Source organism: Marinobacter sp. BSs20148, assembly GCF_000283275.1.
Classification (GTDB): domain Bacteria; phylum Pseudomonadota; class Gammaproteobacteria; order Pseudomonadales; family Oleiphilaceae; genus Marinobacter; species Marinobacter psychrophilus.
Window position 1 is genome coordinate 639,387 of sequence record NC_018268.1, and the last position, 22,409, is coordinate 661,795.

Here is a 22,409-nt window from a genome sequence, read left to right on the forward strand (position 1 = left end):
TTATACAGTGGCACGTAAGACTCCGATTAAGCGATATCGAAACATTGGTATTGTTGCGCACGTTGATGCGGGCAAAACCACAACTACCGAGCGGGTTCTGTTCTACACAGGTGTCTCGCACAAAATCGGTGAAGTCCATGACGGTGCGGCGACCATGGATTGGATGGAGCAGGAGCAGGAGCGTGGTATTACTATCACGTCTGCTGCAACAACCTGTTTCTGGCAGGGTATGGACAAGCAGTATCCTGAGCATCGCATCAATATTATCGACACCCCGGGACACGTTGACTTTACCATCGAGGTAGAGCGTTCATTGCGTGTACTTGACGGCGCTGTTGTTGTGTTCTGTGGTTCTTCCGGTGTTGAGCCGCAGTCCGAGACTGTGTGGCGTCAGGCCAATAAGTATGAAGTGCCGCGCATGGTGTTCGTCAACAAGATGGATCGGGCTGGTGCTAACTTCCTGCGCGTCGTTGGTCAGATCGAAAAGCGTCTGGGTGCAAAATGTATTCCGGTTCAGTTGCCAATTGGCGCGGAAGAAGATTTTGCAGGTGTAATCGACCTGATTCGTAATAAGGCGATCTACTGGAATCCGGACGATGCTGGCGTAACGTACGAGCAGCGCGATGTTCCTGCCGAGATGGCGGACGAAGTGGCCCAGTATCGCGAAAAAATGATGGAAGCGGCTGCAGAAGCGGACGACGAGCTAACCATGCGCTACCTCGACGAAGGCGAGCTCAACGTCGAAGATATTAAGAAAGGTCTTCGGATGCGCACCTTGGCAAACGAGATCGTGGTTGCGACCTGTGGTTCTGCGTTCAAAAACAAGGGCGTTCAAGCAGTGTTGGATGCTGTTGTTGAATTCTTGCCGGCGCCGAATGAAGTTAAGGCGATTCGTGGTGAAGTCGACGAAAACGGGGCCGAAGAGACCCGTAAAGCTGATGACGCTGCACCGTTTGCCGCTCTGGCATTCAAGATTGCAACAGATCCCTTTGTTGGCACTTTGACGTTCTTCCGGGTTTACTCTGGCACGCTTCAGTCTGGCAACGCCGTTTACAACTCTGTGAAGGGCAAAAGAGAGCGTGTCGGTCGTATGGTTCAGATGCATGCGAAGGATCGCCAAGAAATCAAGGAAGTTCTTGCAGGCGATATTGCTGCTGCAATTGGTCTGAAGAACGTTACCACTGGCGATACGTTGTGCGACGAAAACCACAAGATTATTCTTGAGCGTATGGAGTTTCCGGATCCGGTTATTTCGGTAGCGGTTGAACCAAAGACGAAAGCCGATCAGGAGAAGATGGGCGTTGCACTTGGTAAGCTAGCCCAAGAAGATCCGTCCTTCCAGGTCCGTACCGACGAAGAGTCTGGTCAGACGATCATTTCTGGTATGGGTGAGCTTCACCTGGATATCATCGTTGATCGCATGCGTCGCGAGTTCAGTGTTGAGGCAAACATCGGTAAGCCCCAGGTGGCCTATCGCGAGTGCATCCGTAAGTCGGTGGATGTAGAAGGCAAGTTTGTGCGCCAGTCAGGCGGTCGCGGTCAGTACGGTCACGTTAAAGTCAAGATTGAGCCGCTGCCCCTGGACATAGAAGACGCCGAAAACTTCATTTTCGTCAACGAAATCGTTGGTGGTACTGTACCCAAGGAATACATCCCGGCGGTTCAGCAGGGTATCATTGAGCAGATGAAGAACGGCTGTCTGGCCGGTTACCCGCTGCTGGGTATCAAGGCAACCTTGTACGACGGTTCCTTCCACGATGTGGACTCCAACGAAATGGCGTTCAAAATCGCGGGTTCCATGGCGATGAAGAAAGGCGCACTGGAGGCGAGTCCGGCTTTGCTGGAGCCGTTGATGAAGGTTGAGGTGGTAACACCTGAAGATTACATGGGTGATGTGGTAGGTGACCTGAACCGTCGTCGTGGCCTGATTCAGGGCATGGAAGACGGTGTGAGTGGCAAGATTGTGCGTTGCGAAGTTCCGTTGTCGGAAATGTTCGGTTATGCCACAGATCTGCGCTCCGCTACTCAGGGTCGTGCGTCCTATGCGATGGAATTTTCGCGGTACGCTGAAGCGCCAAATAACATTGCTGAAGCAATTATCAAAAAGGGTTGATACCCAAGACTTGAGTAACAGGAAGAGGTGTAACTGTGTCTAAATCTAAATTCGAACGTAAGAAGCCACACTTGAACGTGGGCACCATTGGTCACGTTGACCATGGTAAGACCACCCTGACAGCTGCCCTGACTCGTGTATGCCACGATGTATGGGGAACGGGCACCGCAAGTGCCTTTGACCAGATCGACAATGCTCCTGAAGAGCGTGCGCGTGGTATTACCATTGCGACGTCTCACGTTGAGTACGATTCCCCGAACCGTCACTACGCACACGTAGATTGCCCGGGCCACGCTGACTATGTGAAAAACATGATCACCGGTGCGGCGCAGATGGACGGTGCTATCCTGGTTTGTTCCGCTGCTGACGGCCCTATGCCGCAGACCCGCGAGCACATCCTGCTGTCACGTCAGGTAGGCGTTCCTTACATCGTCGTGTTCCTGAACAAAGCGGACATGGTTGACGATGAAGAGCTGCTTGAGCTGGTAGAAATGGAAGTTCGAGATCTGCTGGAAATGTACGACTTCCCGGCTGACGACACTCCGATCATCACCGGTTCTGCGTTGATGGCTCTGGAAGGTCGTGATGACAACGAAATGGGCACTACCGCTGTTCGTAAGCTGGTAGAAGCGCTGGATTCGTACATCCCTGAGCCTGAGCGTGCGATTAATCTGCCGTTCCTGATGCCTATTGAAGACGTATTCTCTATCTCTGGCCGTGGTACAGTTGTAACCGGTCGTATAGAGCGCGGTATTGTCAAGATTGGTGAAGAAGTAGAAATCGTTGGTCTCAAAGACACGGTCAAAACGGTTTGCACCGGCGTTGAAATGTTCCGTAAGCTGCTGGACGAAGGTCGTGCAGGCGAGAACGTTGGTGTACTGTTGCGCGGCACCAAGCGTGATGACGTTGAGCGTGGTCAGGTTCTGTGTAAGCCAGGCAGCATGAAGCCGCACACCAAGTTTGAGTGCGAAGTGTATGTACTGAGCAAAAACGAAGGCGGCCGTCATACGCCGTTCTTCAAGGGCTATCGCCCACAGTTCTACTTCCGTACAACCGACGTAACCGGTGCTTGTGAATTGCCAGAAGGCGTAGAAATGGTTATGCCAGGTGATAACGTGAAGATGGAAGTGACTTTGATTGCTCCGATCGCCATGGAAGATGGTCTGCGCTTCGCGATTCGCGAAGGCGGGCGTACTGTAGGCGCCGGTGTTGTCGCCAAGATTCTCGAGTAATCTACTCGTAGGGTCTGAAAAAGGGGCTGATTTGATCAGCCCCTTTTTCTATTTTAGTTGCAATGTATGCGTCGGCCGAGTCAGTCAGCATTGCTGTTGACAGGGTTGCTTATTATGCATACAATGCGGCTCCTTTTTTGAAGGTCAGCGAAAGGTTCGCTGCTACGAGTGGAGTTTGGTGCAACATGCAAAGCCAAAAGATTCGGATTCGGTTGAAGGCGTTCGATTACCGCCTGATCGACCAGTCTACGCAAGAGATTGTCGACACCGCTAAGCGGACCGGCGCTCAGGTGCGCGGACCTATTCCTTTGCCTACGCGCAAAGAAAAGTTCACGATTCTGGTTTCACCGCACGTCAACAAAGACGCGCGCGACCAGTATGAAATTCGTACCCATAAGCGTTTGCTCGACATTGTTGAGCCGACGGAAAAGACAGTAGATGCTTTGATGAAACTAGACCTGGCAGCAGGTGTAGACGTTCAGATCAGCCTCGGTTAATACCGTCTGGTATTAACCTGTGTAACTGTCATAAGGCCATAGAGGGTGCAAGCCCCGTACACTTAGAGGTGAAACATGGCAATTGGTATTGTCGGTCGCAAGGCCGGTATGACCCGTATATTTACGGAAGACGGGCAAGCGTTGCCCGTAACGGTGATCGAGGTTGATTCTAACCGCATCACCCAACTCAAAACTCTTGAAAACGACGGCTACCGTGCAGTTCAGATAACGGTAGGTTCGCGTCGTTCCTCTCGTGTTAACAAGAGTGCAGCAGGTCATTTCGCAAAAGCCGGTGTTGAAGCGGGCCGTAGCGTATGGGAATTTCGTTTGGCAGACGGCGAAGGTGAAGACCTCGTTGCCGGCGGCGAAATTACTGCGTCAGTCTTTGAAGACGGTCAGGCTGTTGATGCCACAGGTACATCCAAAGGTAAAGGTTTCCAGGGCGGCGTAAAGCGCTGGAACTTTGCCATGCAGGATGCGACCCACGGTAACTCACTGTCTCACCGTGCTCCGGGTTCTATTGGTCAAAACCAGACTCCGGGTAAAGTATTCAAAGGCAAAAAGATGGCGGGCCAGATGGGTAATGCTCAGGTTACTGTGCAAAACCTGAAAATTGTCCGTGTCGACGCTGAGCGCAATCTTCTGCTGGTTAGTGGTGCCGTCCCCGGCGCGACTGGTGGCGATGTTGTCATCAAGCCTGCTGTTAAAGCCTGAGGAGCGGTTCGATGGAATTGACAATTACAGGTAGCGGTCAGGGAATCACGGTTTCCGAGGCTACTTTCGCAAAAGATTTTAATGAAGCATTGGTTCACCAAGTGGTTGTAGCCTATATGGCTGCCGGCCGTCAGGGTACCAAAGCTCAGAAAACCCGTTCAGAAGTCAGGGGTGGTGGTAAGAAGCCTTGGCGTCAGAAGGGTACTGGTCGTGCTCGTGCTGGTACTATCCGCAGCCCAATTTGGCGCTCCGGTGGTGTTACCTTTGCAGCGAAGCCTCGCAGCTACGAGCAAAAGGTAAACCGTAAAATGTACCGCGCTGCAATGCGCTCCATTTTGTCCGAGCTGGTCCGTCAGGAACGCCTGATTGTGGTTGACGATTTTTCAATCGACACCCCCAAGACCAAGGCCTTTACTGCCAAGTTGGCTGACATGGGTTTAAGTAATGTGCTGATCCTGTCGGAAAACCTTGATCAGAACCTGCACTTGGCCTCACGCAACGTGCCTCACGTCGATGTGCGTGATGTTGCTGGTCTGGATCCGGTTAGCCTGGTTGCTCACGAGAAAATCGTAGTGACTGTTCCCGCTCTGAAGAAAATCGAGGAGATGCTGGGATGAATCAGGAACGTATCTATAAGGTTCTTTTAGGGCCTCACGTATCGGAGAAAGCATCTCGTGTGGCCGAACACGGTCAGGTAGTGTTTCGGGTCGCCCCGGACGCCACCAAGCCCGAGATTAAGAAAGCCGTTGAACAATTGTTCAACGTCACCGTCGAAGGTGTTCAGGTTCTGAATCGTAAGGGCAAGCTTAAACGCACAGCTCGCGGGTTCGGCAAACGTAATGACATTCGTAAGGCTTATGTAAAGCTGGCTGAAGGTCAGGACATCGATTTTCTGGATGTGGAATAAGGTAAAGGGGTCGTAATATGCCGATCGTCAAAACCAAGCCAACATCTCCCGGACGCCGTCACGTTGTAAAGCTGTACAACCCGGATTTACACAAAGGGCGTCCTTACGAACCGTTGGTCGAATCGCAAAGCAAGTCGGGTGGCCGTAATAATAACGGCCGTATCACTAGCCGTCACATTGGTGGTGGCCATAAACAGCACTACCGCATAATAGACTTCAAGCGGATTAAAGATGGTATTCTTGCGACAATCGAGCGCATTGAATACGATCCTAACCGCTCGGCGCACATCGCGCTGATCAAGTACGCCGATGGCGAGCGCCGTTACATTATCGCTCCCAAGGGTATGCAGATCGGTGAGCCTGTGCGTTCAGGAATCGACGCGCCTATTAAGGTAGGAAGTACATTGCCGCTGCGGAATATCCCGGTTGGTTCTGTAATCCATTGCGTTGAGCTCAAGCCTGGTAAAGGTGCACAGTTGGCTCGCTCTGCGGGCGCATCCGTACAGCTGGTTGCTCGGGAAGGCGCTTACGCGACTATCCGCCTGCGCTCAGGTGAAATGCGAAAGGTGCTTGTAGATTGCCGTGCTACGTTGGGCGAAGTGTCCAACAGCGAACACAGTCTTAAGCGGCTTGGTAAAGCGGGTGCATCACGTTGGCGCGGAAAGCGTCCAACGGTACGTGGTGTGGCTATGAACCCAGTTGACCACCCACACGGTGGTGGTGAAGGGCGTACCTCTGGCGGGCGTCACCCAGTTACTCCATGGGGTGTTCCGACCAAAGGGCATAAGACTCGTAAGAACAAGCGTACTGATAATATGATAGTACGTCGTCGTTCAGCCAAGTAAACGACCACATAGAGGTAAATGCTGTGCCACGTTCTTTAAAGAAAGGTCCTTTTATAGACCTGCATCTGTTGAAGAAGGTCGAGGCAGCTCTGGAAGTGAACGACAAGCGACCAATTAAGACCTGGTCGCGTCGTTCCACGATTTTCCCAGAGTTCGTAGGCTTGACCATCGCAGTCCACAACGGCAAGCAACACGTGCCGGTTTATGTTACCGAAGATATGGTCGGTCATAAACTAGGTGAGTTCGCAGCAACGCGTACTTACCGTGGCCATTCGGCCGACAAGAAAGCTAAACGCTGATTGTGAGGGGAAATGAAATGGAAGTAGCAGCCAAGTATAAGGGCGCTCGCCTCTCAGCTCAGAAAGCTCGTCTTGTTGCCGATCAGGTTCGCGGCAAGGCTGTTGAGGACGCTCTGAATATTCTGACTTTCAGCCCTAAGAAAGCAGCTGGGATTATCAAGAAAGCTCTTGAGTCCGCAATTGCTAACGCTGAGCATAACGAAGGTCTGGACGTAGATGATCTGCGGGTCTCCACTGTTATGGTGGATGAGGGCCCAACGCTCAAGCGAATTAAAGCTCGAGCCAAGGGGCGCGCTGACAGAATCATGAAGCGCACCTGTCATATCACCGTCAAGGTCGCCGACAAGTAGGAGATGCTCAGATGGGTCATAAAGTAAATCCGATCGGCTTTCGCCTGGGTGTGATCAAAGAGCACAACTCAGTATGGTATGCCGATAAAAAGGACTACGCGAAAAACCTGTTGAACGACATTCAGGTTCGTGAATTCCTCGACAAGCGTCTGGTAAAGGCGTCTATCAGTAAGATTGTGATCGAGCGCCCTGCTCAGAACGCCCGTATCACGATCCATACCGCCCGCCCGGGTATTGTTATCGGGAAGAAGGGTGAAGATGTTGACCGTCTTCGTCGTGAAGTTAGCGACATGATGGGTGTGCCTGTGCACATCAACATCGAAGAAGTCCGCAAGCCGGACCTGGATGCCCGTTTGGTAGCGCAAAACGTTGCTGGTCAGTTGGAGCGTCGTGTGATGTTCCGTCGTGCTATGAAGCGCGCGGTACAGAACGCCATGCGCCAAGGCGCCAAGGGCATCAAGATTCAGGTTGGCGGTCGTCTCGGGGGAGCTGAAATTGCCCGTTCCGAGTGGTATCGCGAAGGTCGTGTTCCGCTGCATACATTGCGTGCAGATATTGATTACGGAACCTACGAAGCGCATACCACTTACGGCGTAATCGGCGTCAAGGTATGGATCTTCAAAGGTGAGATTCTTGGTGGTATGGAACAAGTCCGTGCTGACAAGAAAGCCTCTGGGAAGAAAGGTTCTAAGTAAAGGGGCACTCTTATGCTGCAACCAAAACGCACCAAATTTCGCAAGGTAATGAAGGGTCGTAACACCGGCCTTGCTCACCGCGCTAACAAGGTGAGCTTCGGTGAATACGGATTGAAGGCGGTGACTCGCGGGCGTATAACTGCTCGCCAGATTGAAGCCGCACGTCGTACCATGACCCGTAAGATCAAACGGGGTGGTAAGATTTGGATTCGCGTCTTCCCGGACAAGCCAATTACTGGCAAGCCTCTGGAAGTTCGTATGGGTAAAGGTAAAGGTTCTGTCGAGTACTGGGTGGCTGAAGTTCAGCCAGGCCGTATGCTCTATGAGATGGAAGGTGTGACTGAAGAAATCGCACGCGAAGCTTTCACTCTGGCGGCTGCGAAGCTGCCGGTACAGACCACCTTCGTAACGAGGACGGTGATGTGATGAAAGCAACAGAGCTGCGTGCAAAATCAGCCGAGGAGCTGAACAAAGAGCTGATCGGTCTCCTGAAGGAGCAGTTTAACCTGCGCATGCGTAAGGCGACAGGCCAGCTGAATCAGTCTCATCTTCTCCCTGGGGTGAAGCGTGATATTGCTCGCGTGAAAACAGTATTGAACGAAAAGGCAGGACAGTGACATGACCGAAACTACCCAAACTGCCAGAACTTTGAGCGGCAAGGTCGTGAGCAACAAGATGGAGAAGTCCATCGTGGTGTTGGTCGAGCGTCAGGTAAAGCACCCTCTGTACGGTAAGTACATGAAACGTTCAACCAAGATCCATGCTCACGATGAGAGCAACCAGTGCAATATCGGTGACACTGTGATCATTAAGGAAACCCGCCCGGTCTCTAAGACCAAAAGCTGGGCCTTAGTGGAAGTCACTGATCATGCATCCAAGGTGTAAATCGCCCGGAGAACAACCATGATTCAGACTCAAACAATGCTTGAAGTCGCGGATAACAGCGGTGCGCGTCAGGTGATGTGCATCAAGGTCCTGGGCGGTTCACACAGGCGTTATGCTGCAATCGGGGACATTATCAAGGTAACCGTTAAGGAAGCCATCCCCCGCGGTAAAGTAAAAAAAGGCCAGGTACTGAAGGCTGTCGTAGTGCGCACTCGTAAGGGTGTGCGTCGTCCTGATGGATCTCTGATCCGTTTTGATGGCAACGCGGCCGTACTTCTGAACGCCCAGGACGCACCCATAGGTACCCGTATCTTCGGACCGGTTACTCGTGAGCTGCGAAATGAGAAGTTCATGAAGATTATCTCACTGGCACCCGAAGTACTTTAAAGGACCAGAGGCCGGACATGAAAAAGATCAAACGAGATGACGAAGTAATCGTCACTACGGGGAAAGATAAAGGCAAACGTGGTAAAGTCCTGAAAGTTCAGGACGATGGTAAGGTAATTGTTTCTGGCATCAACATGATGAAGAAGCACACTAAACCAAACCCGGCGCTGAGCACCCCTGGTGGCATCGTCCAAAAAGAAGCGCCTATCCAGGCTTCTAACGTGGCTATTTTTAATCCGCAGACCGGCAAAGCCGATCGTGTTGGCTTCCAGATCAAGGAAGACGGCGCAAAACAGCGGATCTTCAAAGCGACGAAAGAAGCTGTCGATAACCAGTAAGCGGTGGTGGTTACGATGCTGAACATGAAAGAGCAGTACAGTAAGGAAGTGATACCCGCCCTGCAGCAGGAGTTCGGTTACAAGAACATCATGCAGGTGCCGCGTATTGAGAAAATCACCCTGAACATGGGTGTTGGTGAAGCTATCGGTGACAAAAAGCTGATTGATAACGCAGTCGCTGATCTTGAGCGCCTTGCGGGTCAGAAAGTGGTTGTGACCAAGGCACGCAAATCGGTTGCGGGTTTTAAAGTCCGTGAAGGTTGGCCAATTGGTTGCAAGGTTACTCTGCGTGGCGAGCGTATGTGGGAATTCTTTGATCGTCTGGTGCACATTGCGGTTCCCCGCATTCGTGACTTCCGCGGTCTGAACCCAAAATCGTTCGACGGCCGTGGTAACTACAGCATGGGTGTGCGTGAGCAGATCATCTTCCCTGAGATTGAATACGACAGGGTTGACAAGATTCGTGGTCTGGATATTACCATTACCACCTCTGCCGGTACCGACGATGAAGGTCGTGAATTGTTGAAAGCGTTTGGCTTTCCGTTCAAGAAATAAGGAACGAGAGTAATGGCAAAGGTTTCCATGAAAAACCGTGAACTCAAGCGCGAGCTAACCGTTGCGAAATATGCAGCGAAGCGCGCTGAGATCAAGGCAACTATCAAGAACCCCAATACCAGCGATGATGACCGCTGGAATGCACAGATGAAGCTGCAACAGCTTCCTCGCGATGCATCTCCTTCGCGTCTTCGTAATCGTTGCCAGATAACGGGTCGCCCACACGGCGTCTTGCGTAAGTTCGAACTTTCACGGATTAAACTCCGAGAGTACGGCATGCGCGGAGACGTTCCGGGTCTGACCAAAGCAAGCTGGTAAGATAGGCTTCTCGACTGCGGTCGAGAGCCTGTTGGTAAGCGGTGCGGCACGCCGCTGCACAACTAAAAAGATCAGGAGTCTCATACCAATGAGCATGCAAGACACGCTTGCGGATATGTTCACACGTATCCGTAATGCCCAGATGGCATCGAAAACAGACGTTAAGATGCCGTCCTCGAAGATGAAAATCTCCGTGGCACAAGTCCTGAAGGACGAAGGTTACGTTGCAGATTTTGTGGTTACGGCTGATATCAAGCCTGAGCTGACGATTACTCTGAAGTACTTTGGTGGCAAGCCGGTTATTGAATCTATCGACCGTGTTAGTCGTCCGAGTTTGCGCCAGTATAAAGGCGCTGCGAAGCTACCGAAAGTATCCGGTGGTTTGGGAGTCGCGATTGTCTCTACGTCCCAGGGCGTAATGACAGATCGTGCCGCACGTGCTGCCGGCGTAGGTGGCGAAGTCATCTGCACCGTATTCTAGGAGAATCACATGTCCAGGGTTGCCAATAATCCTGTCGTGCTGCCTCCCGGTGTTGAAGTGGAGCTGAACGGTCAGGAAATCAACGTAAAGGGCTCCAAAGGAGCGCTTCAGTTTTCAATCCACCAAGCGGTTGAAGTAAAGCAGGAAGAAAATCTCTTACGCTTTGCAGCCCGTGATGGTGTTAAACAGTCCCGCGCTCTTGCTGGTACAACCCGCGCTTTGGTCAATAATATGGTGACCGGCGTTACCGCAGGCTTCGAGCGTAAGCTTCAGCTGATCGGTGTGGGTTACCGGGCTCAGGCGCAAGGTACGAAGCTCAATCTAACGCTGGGTTTTTCTCACCCCGTTGCGTACGAGCTGCCCGAGGGGATTACCGTTGAAACTCCGTCAAATACGGAAGTGATCATTCGCGGTATCGACAAGCAACAGGTTGGCCACGTCGCCGCTGAAATCCGCGCCTTCCGTCCGCCCGAGCCTTATAAAGGCAAAGGTGTACGTTATGCGGATGAGCAGGTAAGACGCAAAGAAGCCAAGAAGAAATAAGGCGGGACTATGAGCGCGAATAACGAAAGATTGCGTCGCGCACGTAAAGTGCGCATGAAAATTCGTGAGCTGGGTACAAACCGTCTGTGCGTTCACCGCACACCGCGTCATATGTACGCCCAGGTTACGACAGCAGATGGCAGCCAAGTGCTGGCCACTGCCTCCACGTTGGATAAGGAACTGCGCCAGGGTGCAACCGGTAACGTGGATGCCGCCAAAAAAGTCGGTCAGCTGATTGCTGAACGTGCCAAGGCGGCGGGTGTTGAGCAGGTTGCTTTTGACCGCTCCGGTTACCGTTATCACGGCCGCGTACAGGCTCTGGCCGACGCAGCCCGTGAAGCTGGCTTGCAATTCTAAGAGGTGGAGAAGATGAGCGTGAACGAACAGAAGGCGCCTGAGCTCCAGGAAAAGCTGGTTCAGGTAAACCGCGTTGCCAAAGTGGTAAAAGGCGGGCGTATATTTGCCTTTACCGCATTGACTGTAGTGGGTGATGGTAAAGGGCGTGTTGGTTTTGGTCGTGGTAAGGCACGTGAAGTGCCGGTTGCTATACAGAAGGCCATGGAAGCTGCGCGCAAAAATATGGTAGACGTACCGTTGGACGGTACTACTTTGCAGTACCCGGTTCGGGCACAGCACGGTGGTTCGCGGGTGTTTATGATGCCTGCGTCCGATGGTACCGGCATTATTGCTGGTGGCGCCATGCGCGCTGTGTTGGAAGTGGCTGGTGTCCATAACGTGCTGTCTAAGTGCTATGGTTCTACCAACCCGGTGAACGTGGTACGTTCCACCATCAAGGGTCTTCAGGCAATGCAAGCGCCAGAAGATATTGCAGCCAAGCGCGGTAAATCCGTCGAAGACATTCTGGGTTGAAGTCATGGCGAACGCAAAAACGATCACAGTTACACTGATCCGCAGCCCAATCGGCTGCCAGCCCAAGCACAAGCTTTGTGTGAAGGGCCTGGGTCTTCGTAAAATTGGCCAATCCGTGGTTTTGGAAGATACTCCTTCCATTCGCGGTATGGCTAACCGGGTAGACTACCTGGTTCGGGTTGAGGAGAACTAAGATGCGTCTAAACGAACTAGCTCCAGAACCCGGTTCACGCCCCAACGCAAGGCGCGTTGGTCGTGGTATCGGTTGTGGTTTCGGCAAAACTTGTGGCCGTGGCCATAAGGGTCTGAAAGCCCGTTCCGGCGGCAGCGTTGCCCCTGGTTTTGAGGGCGGTCAGCAGCCGTTGGCACGTCGTTTGCCGAAGTTTGGCTTCACGTCCCGTCAGCAGCGTTACGTTGCTGAAATTCGCCTGAATGAACTGGCGAAGGTAGAAGGCGATGTTGTCGATCTTGACGCTCTAAAAAAAGCAGACATCATTCGCGACGAAATTCGCGATGCAAAGGTCATGTTGTCCGGTGAAATTGACCGTGCAGTGACTGTGCAGGGTTTGCGAGTGACCAAAGGCGCACGCGCGGCGATTATCGCCGCGGGCGGCAAAGTAGAAGACTAACGCGAGTCGAGGACTAAATGGCCAAGACAGCATCATTGCCTGCGGGCGCGGGTAAAGGACTAGCAGAGCTGCGTTCGCGGCTCTGGTTTGTCTTTCTGGCACTGCTTGTGTACCGAATCGGTGCCCACATTCCGGTGCCTGGAATAAACCCCGACCGCTTGGCTGCACTGTTTGAGCAGAATCAGGGTACAATCCTGAGTATGTTCAATATGTTTTCCGGTGGTGCACTTGAGCGCATGAGTATCTTCGCGCTGGGTATCATGCCGTATATATCGGCTTCTATTATTATGCAGCTCATGACAGCGGTCAATCCGACGCTGGAGCAGCTGAAAAAAGAAGGTGAGGCGGGTCGTCGTAAGATCAGTCAATATACGCGCTACGGTACCGTAATCCTGGCCCTGCTTCAGGGTGCTGGTATTTCTGTCGGTTTGGCGTCGCAGGGCGTCACCTTCAATGACACTCTCAGCTTCCACTTTGTGGCAGTTGTATCGTTTGTTAGTGGTGCAGTCTTCATGATGTGGCTGGGCGAGCAGATCACCGAGCGGGGTGTCGGTAACGGCATCTCACTGTTGATTTTCGCCGGTATCGTTGCCGGGTTACCCGGTGCGATCGGCCAGACTCTGGAGCAGGCCCGTAACGGTGAGATGAGCATGTTGTTGGTGCTTGGTATCGGTGTTCTGGCAATTGCCGTCATCGGTTTTGTGGTGTTCATGGAGCGCGGTCAGCGCCGATTGACGATTAACTACGCCAAGAGACAGCAGGGTGGCCGGGTATTTGCCCAGCAGTCTAGCCATTTGCCCTTGAAAGTGAATATGGCCGGTGTTATTCCGCCCATCTTTGCATCGTCCATTCTGTTGTTCCCGGCATCGCTGGGTCAGTGGTTTGGTCAGGGCGAAGGCATGGAGTGGCTGAGCGATATTTCCCAGGCACTTGCGCCCAGTCAGCCCTTGTATATTATTCTGTTCGCGGCAGCAGTGGTATTTTTCTGCTTCTTCTATACGGCTCTGATGTACAATCCACGGGAAGTCGCGGATAACCTCAAACGCTCAGGTGCTTTTATTCCGGGCATTCGTCCGGGTGAGCAAACAGCCAAGTACATTGATGGCGTTCTCACCCGTTTGACATTGTTTGGAGCAATGTACATTGCAGCAGTATCCCTGTTCCCTCAGTTCCTGATGGTGGCCGGGAATGTACCCTTCTATTTGGGCGGTACGTCTCTGCTGATTGTTGTAGTCGTAGTGATGGACTTTATGGCTCAGGTTCAGTCGCATCTGATGTCTCACCAGTATGAATCGCTGATGAAGAAGTCCAATCTCAAGGGCTATGGTCGGAACGGGTAAATCCGTTCCCCTTGAAAACTGGAGTCGACAATGAAAGTACGCGCTTCGGTAAAGAAAATTTGCCGTAACTGCAAAGTAATTCGTCGCAATGGCGCCGTAAGGGTCATTTGCTCGGAGCCTCGCCACAAGCAACGTCAGGGTTAATTCCTTCGGGAAAAATCCTTGCTTGTAAAAGGTGTGCGATAATTGCGCTTGACTCGAAGCTGGGTCAGGCGTTATTATTTTGCGCCCTTTTAGTGGCGGATAATTCACACAGCATAGCTTTGAACGCGGAGTAATTTGGATGGCACGTATAGCCGGTGTCAATATACCCGATCACAAACATGTTGTTGTATCGCTCACCTATATTTTTGGTGTAGGCAAAACAACAGCTCAAAAGCTTTGCGATGCAACCGGCGTTAAGCCGGACGTCAAAGTCAAAGACTTGACTGACGAACAGCTGGAATCACTTCGTACTGATGTGATTAAAGGCTCCGTCGAAGGCGATTTGCGTCGTGAAGTACAGATGAACATCAAGCGTTTGAAGGATCTCGGATGTCACCGTGGTCTGCGTCACCGTCATGGGCTTCCAGTCCGCGGCCAGCGCACCAAGACCAACGCCCGCACCCGTAAAGGTCCGCGCAAACCTATTCGTAAGTAACAGGTAGGCAAACATGGCAAAGCCAGGTACACGTACCCGTAAAAAGGTGAAAAAAACGGTTGTTGATGGCGTCGCGCACATTCACGCTTCCTTCAATAACACTATCGTGACCATTTCGGACCGCCAGGGCAACGTATTGTCCTGGGCCACTGCTGGTGGTTCTGGTTTCCGCGGTTCACGTAAGAGTACACCTTTTGCTGCGCAGGTAGCAGCTGAAAGAGCCGGTAATGCGGCTGCTGAATACGGCCTTAAAAACCTGGATGTTGAAGTCAAGGGCCCCGGCCCTGGTCGTGAATCTGCAGTTCGTGCGCTTAACTCGTGCGGCTACAAGATCAACAACATCACAGATGTGACGCCGATTCCCCACAACGGATGTCGCCCGCCTAAAAAGCGCCGCGTCTAACACAGGAGACAGTAATTATGGCTCGTTACATAGGCCCGAAGTGCAAACTGTCTCGTCGTGAAGGGACAGATCTTTTTCTGAAAAGCGGTGTTCGCGCTCTCGACACTAAGTGCAACCTTGAAACCCCCCCGGGTATGCACGGTGCGCGTCGCGGTCGTTTGTCGGAATACGGCGTTCAGCTGCGGGAAAAACAGAAAGTTCGTCGTATTTACGGCGTACTGGAAAAGCAGTTCCGCAACTATTATAAAGAGGCGGCTCGCCTGAAAGGCGTAACGGGTGAAAACCTGTTGCAACTTTTGGAAGCGCGTCTTGATAACGTTGCTTACCGCATGGGTTTTGGTTCAACCCGCGCGGAGTGCCGCCAGCTCGTTTCTCACAAGGCAATTCTGGTCAACGACAAGGTTGTGAATATTCCTTCCTACCAGGTTAAGCCGGGTGATGTTGTGAGCGTGCGTGAAAAAGCCAAAAACCAGTTGCGCGTTAAAGGCGCTCTGGACTTGGCCTCCGGTCGCGCAGCGGTGAGCTGGGTAGATGTCGACGCCACTAAGATGTCCGGCGTTTACAGTTCAGTGCCAACACGGATTGAATTGCCGGCCGACATCAACGAGAACCTCATCGTCGAGCTTTACTCTAAGTAAAGCCCAGTTAGCAACGATAGCAGATAGGGGCGTCTATGCAGCGTTCAGTACATGAGTTATTGACACCTCGTACCATTGACGTGAAGGAATCCGGTTCCACGCGTGCCAAAGTGACCTTGGAGCCTCTTGAAAGAGGTTTCGGTCATACTCTGGGCAGTGCGTTACGCCGTATTCTCTTGTCTTCGATGCCGGGCTGCGCTGTTACTGAAGCGCAGATTGACGGTGTGTTGCACGAGTACAGCGCCATTGAAGGTGTCCAGGAAGACGTCATAGAGATTCTTTTGAATCTTAAGGGCGTCGCTGTAAAAATGCACGGCCGTGACGATGCCGAGCTTATGCTCAGCAAGAAGGGTCCGGGTGTTGTTACAGCCGGAGATATAAAGTTGGATCATGATGTCGAGATCGCCAATCCAGAACACATTATCTGTCACCTGAGCGAAAATGGTGAAGTTAACATGCGTCTGAGCATTGCCCGCGGTCGTGGCTATGAGCCTGCTGATCAGCGCGGTCTGGATGAGGACGAAACTCGTGCCATCGGACGTCTGCAGCTGGATGCTACGTTCAGCCCGGTTCGACGCGTTGCTTATTCTGTGGAAAGTGCACGGGTAGAGCAGCGTACCGACCTCGACAAGCTGGTTATTGATCTGGAGACTAATGGTACTATCGATCCGGAAGAAGCAATTCGCCGGGCCGCCACTATTCTCCAGCAGCAATTGGCCGTGTTTGTTGATTTTGATCATGAAAAAGAGCCAGAGCGCGTGGAGGAAGAGGAAGAAATTGATCCGATTCTGCTGCGCCCGGTTGATGATCTAGAGCTGACAGTACGTTCCGCCAACTGCTTGAAGGCTGAGAACATCTACTACATCGGCGATTTGATTCAGCGCACAGAAGTTGAGCTGTTGAAGACGCCTAACCTGGGTAAAAAGTCGCTGACAGAGATCAAGGACGTACTAGCGTCCCGTGGTTTGTCTCTGGGAATGCGTCTTGATAACTGGCCGCCGGCAAGCCTTCGTGGTGATGACCGGGTTCTGGGCGGTTAATCGCCGATTAGTTAAGCTAAGGAATCAGAGCAATGCGTCATCGTAAGAGTGGTCGTAAGTTCAACAGGACCAGTGCGCATCGCAAGGCCATGTTTCGTAACATGTCTGCGTCACTGGTTGAGCATGAGTTGATCAAAACAACGTTGCCGAAGGCTAAAGAGCTTCGTCGGGTAGCGGAACCTTTGATTACTCTGGCAAAAATAGATTCGGTCGCGAATCGTCGTCTGGCGTTTGCACGTCTGCGTGACGATGCAGCGGTTGCCAAGCTGTTTACTCAGCTGGGTCCCCGTTACAACGAGCGTCCGGGTGGATATCTTCGTATCCTGAAGTGCGGTTTCCGCCCAGGCGACAATGCCCCTATGGCATATGTTGAGCTGATCGGTCGTCCGCTGGATATTGAAGCGGAAGAAGTTGACGAGTAATAGGTTGTTATAAACCTTTATTTGTCTGAAGAAAGCCGGGTACCTTTGGGTAGCCGGTTTTTTTTCGTCTGCGGGAAAGTGGCTGGTTTGTTCAGACTGCTCAATAGGGATGGGGCCGAGTGGAGTGTCGGGCTAAAACGAAAAAAGGGGACGGATTTCAAATCCGTCCCCGATCTCGTGTCATCCAAGGGACAGGTTTCAAATCTGCCCCTATCTGCTACCTACGATCGTTGGGCCTCTTTTTGCTTTTCTAGCAAGGGTTTTAGGTAGCGACCAGTGTGGCTGGCTTTGTTTTCTGCTACTTGCTCTGGCGTCCCTTCCGCGACGATCAGGCCGCCGCCGGAACCGCCTTCGGGGCCCAGGTCAATTATCCAATCTGCAGTTTTAATGACGTCCAGATTGTGTTCTATGACCACGATGGTGTTGCCGTGGTCGCGTAGGCGCTGCAACACGGTTAACAACTGCTGGATGTCATAGAAGTGTAGGCCGGTGGTGGGTTCGTCCAGAATGTACAGGGTTTGGCCGGTGTCGCGCTTGGACAGCTCTTTGGCGAGTTTCACCCGTTGGGCTTCACCGCCGGATAGCGTAACAGCACTTTGGCCCAGACGGATGTACGACAAGCCCACGTCCACTAAAGTCTGAAGTTTTCTAGCCAGGAAGGGCACGGCATCAAAGAATTCGCGGCCTTCTTCGACCGTCATAGACAGCACTTCATGGATGTTTTTGCCTTTATAGCGCACTTCCAGAGTCTCGCGGTTGTAGCGTTTGCTTTTGCAGACGTCGCAGGGCACGTAAATGTCGGGCAGGAAGTGCATTTCTACTTTGATGACGCCGTCGCCCTGGCAGGCTTCGCAGCGTCCACCCTTGACGTTGAAGGAGAAACGGCCAGGTTTGTAACCTCTTGAACGTGCTTCCTGGGTGCCGGAAAACAGTTCGCGGATAGGGGTGAACAGCCCTGTGTAGGTGGCAGGGTTGGATCTGGGTGTGCGGCCGATCGGGCTTTGGTCGATGTCGATGACTTTGTCGAGCAGGTCTAACCCTTCAATGCTGGTGTAAGGGCCGTGGCTTAGGGTTGTGGCTTTGTTCAATGCCGTGGCCGCTATCGGGTACAGGGTGCCGTTGATCAACGTGGATTTGCCAGAGCCGGACACACCAGTAATACAGGTCATTACGCCTAGGGGGATGGCTAGGTCAACGTTGGTCAGGTTATTGCCGCTGGCACCGGTCAGTTTCAGGTATTCGCCCGACCCGGGATTGCGCTTCTCGGGTATGGCGATGCACTTGGTGCCATTAAGGTATTGGCCCGTCAGCGAATTGGGGTTTGCGAGTATGTCTGCCGGTTTGCCTTGGGCGATGATTTGCCCGCCGTGTACACCGGCGCCCGGGCCTATGTCGATTACGTGGTCTGCCGCCAGTATGGCGTCTTCGTCGTGCTCGACTACAATCACGGTGTTACCCAAGTCGCGCAGGTGGTAAAGAGTTTCCAGCAGGCGGTCGTTGTCGCGTTGGTGCAGGCCAATGGACGGTTCGTCCAGTATGTACATAACGCCCACCAGGCCGGCGCCAATTTGGCTCGCCAAGCGTATACGCTGGGCTTCGCCGCCGGAGAGTGTATCGGCGCTGCGCTCAAGGGACAGATATTCCAGCCCCACGTTCACCAGGAACTGCAGGCGTTGGCGGACTTCTTTCAGAACTTTTTCGGCAATTTCGCCTCTGGCGCCCGATAGTGTCAGTTGGCTGACGTACCGATGCGCCTCGCCAATTGGCAGGTGAGCGATGGCGGGAAGGTTTCTATTGTCGATAAACACGTTGCGTGCTGAACGGCGTAAGCGCGTTCCGCCGCAGTCTTTGCACGGCTGGGTGCTAAGGTTGCGGGCCAGTTCTTCCCTGACACTTTGGGAATCGGTTTCACGGTAACGCCGTTCCAGGTTGGGTAATATGCCCTCGAACGAATGCAGACGTTCCATGATGTGGCCGCGGCTGTTTACGTAGCGAAAGCTAATGTCCTCGCCACCGGAGCCATGCAGCATCACCTGTTGCACCGGCTCGGGCAAATCGCACCAGGGAGTGTCCAAATCAACATTGTAGTGTTCGGCCACGCTGCTAAGAAGCTGAAAGTAATACACCGCGCGGCGGTCCCAGCCCTTGATGGCGCCGGAGGCAAGATTGGCCTCTGGATGTTGGATGATTTTGTCGGAGTCGAAAAATTGCTTTACGCCAAGTCCGTCGCAGGTAGGGCAGGCGCCTGCCGGGTTGTTGAACGAGAACAGTCGCGGCTCTAGCTCGCTGATGGCATAACCACACTGGTTACAGGCATAGCGAGCTGACAGTGTGGTGTCTTCGCCGCTGCCATCCATGGCGGCTACTAGCGCTATGCCGTCTGCCAGGGCCAGAGCGGTTTCGAAGCTCTCGGCCAGGCGTTGTTCCAGGCCGGGTTTGACCTTGAAGCGGTCGACCACCACATCAATATGGTGTTTACGCTTTTTGTCCAGAGCCGGGACGTCATCAATGTCGTAAACAGTGCCATCTATCCGCAGGCGTATAAAGCCTTGGCTGCGCATGGTTTCAACCACTTGCAGGTGCTCGCCCTTGCGGTCACGAATCACTGGGGCCAGAATCATTAACCGCGAATCTTCTTCCATCGCTAAAATCTGATCCACCATTTGGCTCACGGTTTGCGCTTCCAGCGGTTGGCCGTGGTCGGGGCAGCGGGGTTCGCCGGCGCGAGCAAATAACAGACGCAGATAATCGTAGATTTCAGTAATTGTACCGACAGTAGAGCGCGGGTTATGGGATGTGGACTTTTGCTCGATAGAAATGGCCGGCGAAAGCCCTTCAATATGGTCCACGTCGGGTTTTTCCATCATTGACAGAAACTGGCGGGCATAGGTCGACAGCGATTCCACATAGCGCCGCTGGCCTTCGGCGTAAAGAGTGTCGAACGCCAGTGATGACTTGCCAGAGCCTGACAAACCGGTAATCACAATCAGTTTGTCCCGGGGTATATCCAGGTCGATGTTCTTCAAATTGTGGGTGCGGGCACCCTTGATCTGGATATGGTCCATATAACCTCGCGAGGAAAAAGTGATGAGTATACCGCGTTCTGCGGCTACCTTGTGAGCGCTGCGGCTGTGTAATACGGCTTCGCGCCGGCCGTGGCGGTTCTGTTACACTACTGCGCTTGATTTTAGTCTCTGCTAACGTCTGAGGAACTGTTCCATGAACGCCCTTGAAAAACGCTCGGTTTCTGCTTTGGCGTCGGTGTACGCCATTCGTATGCTCGGGCTGTTCATGGTTATGCCGGTGTTTGTGCTGCTTGGCGGAGAGCTTGAAGGCGCAACACCCGCGCTGCTGGGCTTTGCCATCGGCGCCTATGGGCTAAGCCAAGCACTGCTGCAAATTCCGTTTGGCTTGCTGTCTGACCGGGTCGGGCGCAAGCGCATGATCTACCTTGGCTTGATCCTATTTGCGGCGGGCAGTCTGCTGGCCGGCTCAGCTGAGTCAATATACGTTGTGATTCTGGGTCGGATTCTTCAGGGTGCCGGTGCCATTGCCAGCGTACTAATGGCTTTGCTGAGTGACCTGACCCGCGAAGAGCAACGCACCAAGGCTATGGCCACGGTGGGTATCTCCATCGGTATTTCGTTTTCCGTGTCTCTCGTTCTCGGGCCGCTCGTGGGCGCGCGATGGGGCCTGTCGGGCATTTTTTACCTGACCGCCGCACTGGCATTGATTGCGCTCTTGGTTGTTTGGCGCTTGGTGCCTACTCCCCACCAAAGAAAAGTCAGTGCAGAGCAACAACCGGCCCGGGCTATGGTGGGCCGGGTGTTGAAAGACCAACGCCTGTTGCGACTGGATTTTGGTATTTTCTCCCTGCACCTGGTGCTTACCGCGCTGTTCCTGGTTTTCCCCTCTTTGCTGCAAGATCGCCTGGGCCTACCCAGCGGCTCACACTGGTGGTTTTACCTGAGCGTGATGCTGACGTCGTTTGTTGCCATGGTGCCGTTCATTATTCTTGGCGAGAAAAAGCGCAAAATGAAGCCGGTGCTGTGCGGCGCCGTGGCCTTGCTGGCGCTGTCTTGCGCGGCCCTGTCGGGAGTGGGCGAAAGCCTGCTGGCCGCCTGGTTTATGCTGTTTTTCTTTTTTATGGCGTTCAATTTACTGGAAGCCAGTTTGCCGTCGCTGCTTAGTAAAGAGGCGCCAGCGGCCAGCAAGGGTACGGCGATGGGGGTGTATTCTACCTCTCAGTTTATGGGTGCGTTTCTGGGCGGGGCCTTGGGCGGCTACCTGCTACAACAGATCGGCGTAACCGGCGTGCTGGGATTAATGGTGGCTGTACTGGTGGTGTGGCTGCTGGTGGCGCTGACCATGCCGGCACCAGGGTATACCAGTGGTTTTGTGGTAAAGTTAGAGCCAGATGCAACGCTCAGCTATAGCGATGCAGACAGTTTTCTGCGCGCCCTGCCGGGCGTAAAAGATGTGGTTATAATGGAAGAAGCAGCGACTGCCTATCTGAAGATAGACCGGCAGTTTTTTGATGAGGCCTTGCTTGCCGACACGGAATTTGTGCAGCAAACTGAAAGGCCGTGAAATTCTGGCGGCGCGCAAGGAGCGCGAGCCGCCACGACACTTTATTCAGGAGCAGAACATGGCACGAGGCATCAATAAAGTCATTCTAATTGGCAACCTGGGGCAAGACCCAGACACCCGTTATACCCCCAACGGCAACGCCGTGGTTAATCTGAGTATAGCCACCGACGAAAGCTATAAAGACCGTCAAACCGGTCAAATGGTGCCAAAAACCGAATGGCACAAAATTGTCATGTTCGGCAAAGTGGCGGAAGTAGCGGGCCAGTACCTGCGCAAAGGTTCGAAGATTTATGTTGAAGGCAAACTGCAAACCCGCAAATGGCAGAACAAGGACGGCCAAGACGTTTACACCACCGAAGTGGTTGTGGATATCAGCGGCCAGATGCAGATGTTGGACAGCCGCAATAGTGACGGCGGCGGCATGAACCAGGGCCAAGGGCAGGGCCAACAAGGTCAAGGCCAGCCGCAAAATCGCCCGCAGCAGGCGCCGGCGCGTCCACAGAATGCCAATCAGCCTCCGCAAGACGATGGCGGCTATAATCAGGGCTCCCAGAACGAAAATTACAATCAGCAACCGGTCAACGCTCCGTCATCGCCGCAGAAAAACACCATGCCAGATCCGGTGGATGATTTTGATGATGATATTCCATTTTAGGCGATAGGTGATGAAAGTGTAAC

The 22,409-nt window shown here is 53.1% G+C and carries 33 protein-coding genes; 32 read left to right on the top strand and 1 reads right to left on the bottom strand.

The window, feature by feature from the left end:
• Positions 1-7 precede the first annotated feature (7 nt).
• From fusA to rplQ, 30 genes are all read left to right on the top strand, one after another.
• Entirely contained in the window at positions 8-2,113 is a 2,106-nt protein-coding gene (gene fusA / locus MRBBS_RS02850) for an elongation factor G (protein ID WP_014869921.1), read from the top strand.
• A gap of 35 nt (positions 2,114-2,148) precedes the next feature.
• On the top strand, positions 2,149-3,345 hold the full coding sequence (gene tuf / locus MRBBS_RS02855; protein WP_014869911.1) for an elongation factor Tu: 1,197 nt from the start codon (positions 2,149-2,151) through the stop codon (positions 3,343-3,345).
• A 185-nt stretch (positions 3,346-3,530) separates the two neighbouring features.
• Positions 3,531-3,842 carry a 30S ribosomal protein S10 gene (gene rpsJ, locus MRBBS_RS02860; RefSeq protein WP_007350503.1) on the top strand — a complete coding sequence of 104 codons (312 nt, stop codon included), beginning with the start codon at positions 3,531-3,533 and terminating at the stop codon, positions 3,840-3,842.
• A 75-nt stretch (positions 3,843-3,917) separates the two neighbouring features.
• Positions 3,918-4,556 (top strand): 50S ribosomal protein L3, encoded by a 639-nt coding sequence (gene rplC, locus MRBBS_RS02865; RefSeq protein WP_007350502.1) that lies wholly within the window; start codon positions 3,918-3,920, stop codon positions 4,554-4,556.
• An 11-nt stretch (positions 4,557-4,567) separates the two neighbouring features.
• A complete protein-coding gene (gene rplD, locus MRBBS_RS02870) occupies positions 4,568-5,173 on the top strand; it encodes a 50S ribosomal protein L4 (protein ID WP_007350501.1) in 606 nt (201 codons plus the stop codon).
• The gene (rplW, locus tag MRBBS_RS02875) at positions 5,170-5,463 is read left to right on the top strand and encodes a 50S ribosomal protein L23 (RefSeq protein ID WP_007350500.1); all 294 of its coding nucleotides are present in this window, start codon (positions 5,170-5,172) and stop codon (positions 5,461-5,463) included. The genes rplD and rplW overlap by 4 nt, the downstream gene beginning before the upstream one ends.
• Positions 5,464-5,480: 17 nt before the next feature.
• Entirely contained in the window at positions 5,481-6,308 is an 828-nt protein-coding gene (gene rplB / locus MRBBS_RS02880) for a 50S ribosomal protein L2 (RefSeq protein WP_014869922.1), read from the top strand.
• 23 nt (positions 6,309-6,331) lie between these two features.
• Entirely contained in the window at positions 6,332-6,607 is a 276-nt protein-coding gene (rpsS, locus tag MRBBS_RS02885; RefSeq protein WP_007350498.1) for a 30S ribosomal protein S19, read from the top strand.
• A 17-nt stretch (positions 6,608-6,624) separates the two neighbouring features.
• Entirely contained in the window at positions 6,625-6,957 is a 333-nt protein-coding gene (gene rplV, locus MRBBS_RS02890) for a 50S ribosomal protein L22 (protein WP_014869923.1), read from the top strand.
• 11 nt (positions 6,958-6,968) lie between these two features.
• Positions 6,969-7,652 carry a 30S ribosomal protein S3 gene (rpsC, locus tag MRBBS_RS02895; protein ID WP_014869924.1) on the top strand — a complete coding sequence of 228 codons (684 nt, stop codon included), beginning with the start codon at positions 6,969-6,971 and terminating at the stop codon, positions 7,650-7,652.
• A 12-nt stretch (positions 7,653-7,664) separates the two neighbouring features.
• Positions 7,665-8,078: a 50S ribosomal protein L16 gene (gene rplP, locus MRBBS_RS02900; RefSeq protein WP_014869925.1), complete on the top strand. Its 414-nt coding sequence runs from the start codon at positions 7,665-7,667 to the stop codon at positions 8,076-8,078.
• A complete protein-coding gene (rpmC, locus tag MRBBS_RS02905; protein ID WP_007350494.1) occupies positions 8,078-8,269 on the top strand; it encodes a 50S ribosomal protein L29 in 192 nt (63 codons plus the stop codon). The genes rplP and rpmC overlap by 1 nt, the downstream gene beginning before the upstream one ends.
• 1 nt (position 8,270) lies before the next feature.
• A complete protein-coding gene (gene rpsQ, locus MRBBS_RS02910; protein WP_014869926.1) occupies positions 8,271-8,537 on the top strand; it encodes a 30S ribosomal protein S17 in 267 nt (88 codons plus the stop codon).
• Between the two features lie 18 nt (positions 8,538-8,555).
• Positions 8,556-8,924, top strand: coding sequence for a 50S ribosomal protein L14 (gene rplN, locus MRBBS_RS02915; RefSeq protein ID WP_007350492.1), 369 nt, complete (start codon positions 8,556-8,558; stop codon positions 8,922-8,924).
• Between the two features lie 17 nt (positions 8,925-8,941).
• Positions 8,942-9,262 carry a 50S ribosomal protein L24 gene (gene rplX / locus MRBBS_RS02920; RefSeq protein WP_014869927.1) on the top strand — a complete coding sequence of 107 codons (321 nt, stop codon included), beginning with the start codon at positions 8,942-8,944 and terminating at the stop codon, positions 9,260-9,262.
• A gap of 15 nt (positions 9,263-9,277) precedes the next feature.
• Positions 9,278-9,817, top strand: coding sequence for a 50S ribosomal protein L5 (rplE, locus tag MRBBS_RS02925; RefSeq protein WP_014869928.1), 540 nt, complete (start codon positions 9,278-9,280; stop codon positions 9,815-9,817).
• A gap of 12 nt (positions 9,818-9,829) precedes the next feature.
• The gene (rpsN, locus tag MRBBS_RS02930) at positions 9,830-10,135 is read left to right on the top strand and encodes a 30S ribosomal protein S14 (RefSeq protein ID WP_014869929.1); all 306 of its coding nucleotides are present in this window, start codon (positions 9,830-9,832) and stop codon (positions 10,133-10,135) included.
• 88 nt (positions 10,136-10,223) lie between these two features.
• Entirely contained in the window at positions 10,224-10,616 is a 393-nt protein-coding gene (gene rpsH, locus MRBBS_RS02935) for a 30S ribosomal protein S8 (RefSeq protein ID WP_014869930.1), read from the top strand.
• 9 nt (positions 10,617-10,625) lie between these two features.
• On the top strand, positions 10,626-11,159 hold the full coding sequence (rplF, locus tag MRBBS_RS02940; protein WP_014869931.1) for a 50S ribosomal protein L6: 534 nt from the start codon (positions 10,626-10,628) through the stop codon (positions 11,157-11,159).
• A 9-nt stretch (positions 11,160-11,168) separates the two neighbouring features.
• Positions 11,169-11,516, top strand: a complete 348-nt coding sequence (gene rplR / locus MRBBS_RS02945; RefSeq protein WP_007350486.1) for a 50S ribosomal protein L18 — start codon at positions 11,169-11,171, stop codon at positions 11,514-11,516.
• A gap of 12 nt (positions 11,517-11,528) precedes the next feature.
• A complete protein-coding gene (gene rpsE / locus MRBBS_RS02950) occupies positions 11,529-12,029 on the top strand; it encodes a 30S ribosomal protein S5 (protein WP_007350485.1) in 501 nt (166 codons plus the stop codon).
• Between the two features lie 4 nt (positions 12,030-12,033).
• Positions 12,034-12,222 (top strand): 50S ribosomal protein L30, encoded by a 189-nt coding sequence (gene rpmD / locus MRBBS_RS02955; RefSeq protein ID WP_007350484.1) that lies wholly within the window; start codon positions 12,034-12,036, stop codon positions 12,220-12,222.
• A 1-nt stretch (position 12,223) separates the two neighbouring features.
• Positions 12,224-12,658 carry a 50S ribosomal protein L15 gene (rplO, locus tag MRBBS_RS02960; RefSeq protein ID WP_014869933.1) on the top strand — a complete coding sequence of 145 codons (435 nt, stop codon included), beginning with the start codon at positions 12,224-12,226 and terminating at the stop codon, positions 12,656-12,658.
• Between the two features lie 17 nt (positions 12,659-12,675).
• Complete coding sequence (gene secY, locus MRBBS_RS02965) at positions 12,676-13,998, top strand: preprotein translocase subunit SecY (protein ID WP_014869934.1); 1,323 nt, start codon at positions 12,676-12,678, stop codon at positions 13,996-13,998.
• A gap of 30 nt (positions 13,999-14,028) precedes the next feature.
• Entirely contained in the window at positions 14,029-14,142 is a 114-nt protein-coding gene (gene rpmJ, locus MRBBS_RS18810) for a 50S ribosomal protein L36 (RefSeq protein ID WP_007350481.1), read from the top strand.
• A 139-nt stretch (positions 14,143-14,281) separates the two neighbouring features.
• Positions 14,282-14,638 carry a 30S ribosomal protein S13 gene (gene rpsM / locus MRBBS_RS02970; protein WP_007350480.1) on the top strand — a complete coding sequence of 119 codons (357 nt, stop codon included), beginning with the start codon at positions 14,282-14,284 and terminating at the stop codon, positions 14,636-14,638.
• A gap of 13 nt (positions 14,639-14,651) precedes the next feature.
• Positions 14,652-15,041: a 30S ribosomal protein S11 gene (gene rpsK, locus MRBBS_RS02975; RefSeq protein WP_007350479.1), complete on the top strand. Its 390-nt coding sequence runs from the start codon at positions 14,652-14,654 to the stop codon at positions 15,039-15,041.
• A 17-nt stretch (positions 15,042-15,058) separates the two neighbouring features.
• On the top strand, positions 15,059-15,679 hold the full coding sequence (gene rpsD, locus MRBBS_RS02980; RefSeq protein ID WP_007350478.1) for a 30S ribosomal protein S4: 621 nt from the start codon (positions 15,059-15,061) through the stop codon (positions 15,677-15,679).
• Between the two features lie 35 nt (positions 15,680-15,714).
• Complete coding sequence (locus MRBBS_RS02985) at positions 15,715-16,719, top strand: DNA-directed RNA polymerase subunit alpha (protein ID WP_041635047.1); 1,005 nt, start codon at positions 15,715-15,717, stop codon at positions 16,717-16,719.
• Between the two features lie 32 nt (positions 16,720-16,751).
• A complete protein-coding gene (rplQ, locus tag MRBBS_RS02990) occupies positions 16,752-17,141 on the top strand; it encodes a 50S ribosomal protein L17 (RefSeq protein WP_041635048.1) in 390 nt (129 codons plus the stop codon).
• Between the two features lie 221 nt (positions 17,142-17,362).
• On the opposite strand, the gene uvrA is transcribed toward rplQ, so the two are convergent.
• The gene (gene uvrA / locus MRBBS_RS02995) at positions 17,363-20,206 is read right to left on the bottom strand and encodes an excinuclease ABC subunit UvrA (protein WP_014869938.1); all 2,844 of its coding nucleotides are present in this window, start codon (positions 20,204-20,206) and stop codon (positions 17,363-17,365) included.
• 154 nt (positions 20,207-20,360) lie between these two features.
• Between uvrA and MRBBS_RS03000 the strand changes: the two genes are divergently transcribed.
• Both MRBBS_RS03000 and ssb read left to right on the top strand, forming a co-directional pair.
• Positions 20,361-21,731 (top strand): MFS transporter, encoded by a 1,371-nt coding sequence (locus MRBBS_RS03000; protein ID WP_014869939.1) that lies wholly within the window; start codon positions 20,361-20,363, stop codon positions 21,729-21,731.
• A gap of 58 nt (positions 21,732-21,789) precedes the next feature.
• Positions 21,790-22,386 carry a single-stranded DNA-binding protein gene (gene ssb, locus MRBBS_RS03005; RefSeq protein WP_041635449.1) on the top strand — a complete coding sequence of 199 codons (597 nt, stop codon included), beginning with the start codon at positions 21,790-21,792 and terminating at the stop codon, positions 22,384-22,386.
• Positions 22,387-22,409: the final 23 nt, after the last annotated feature.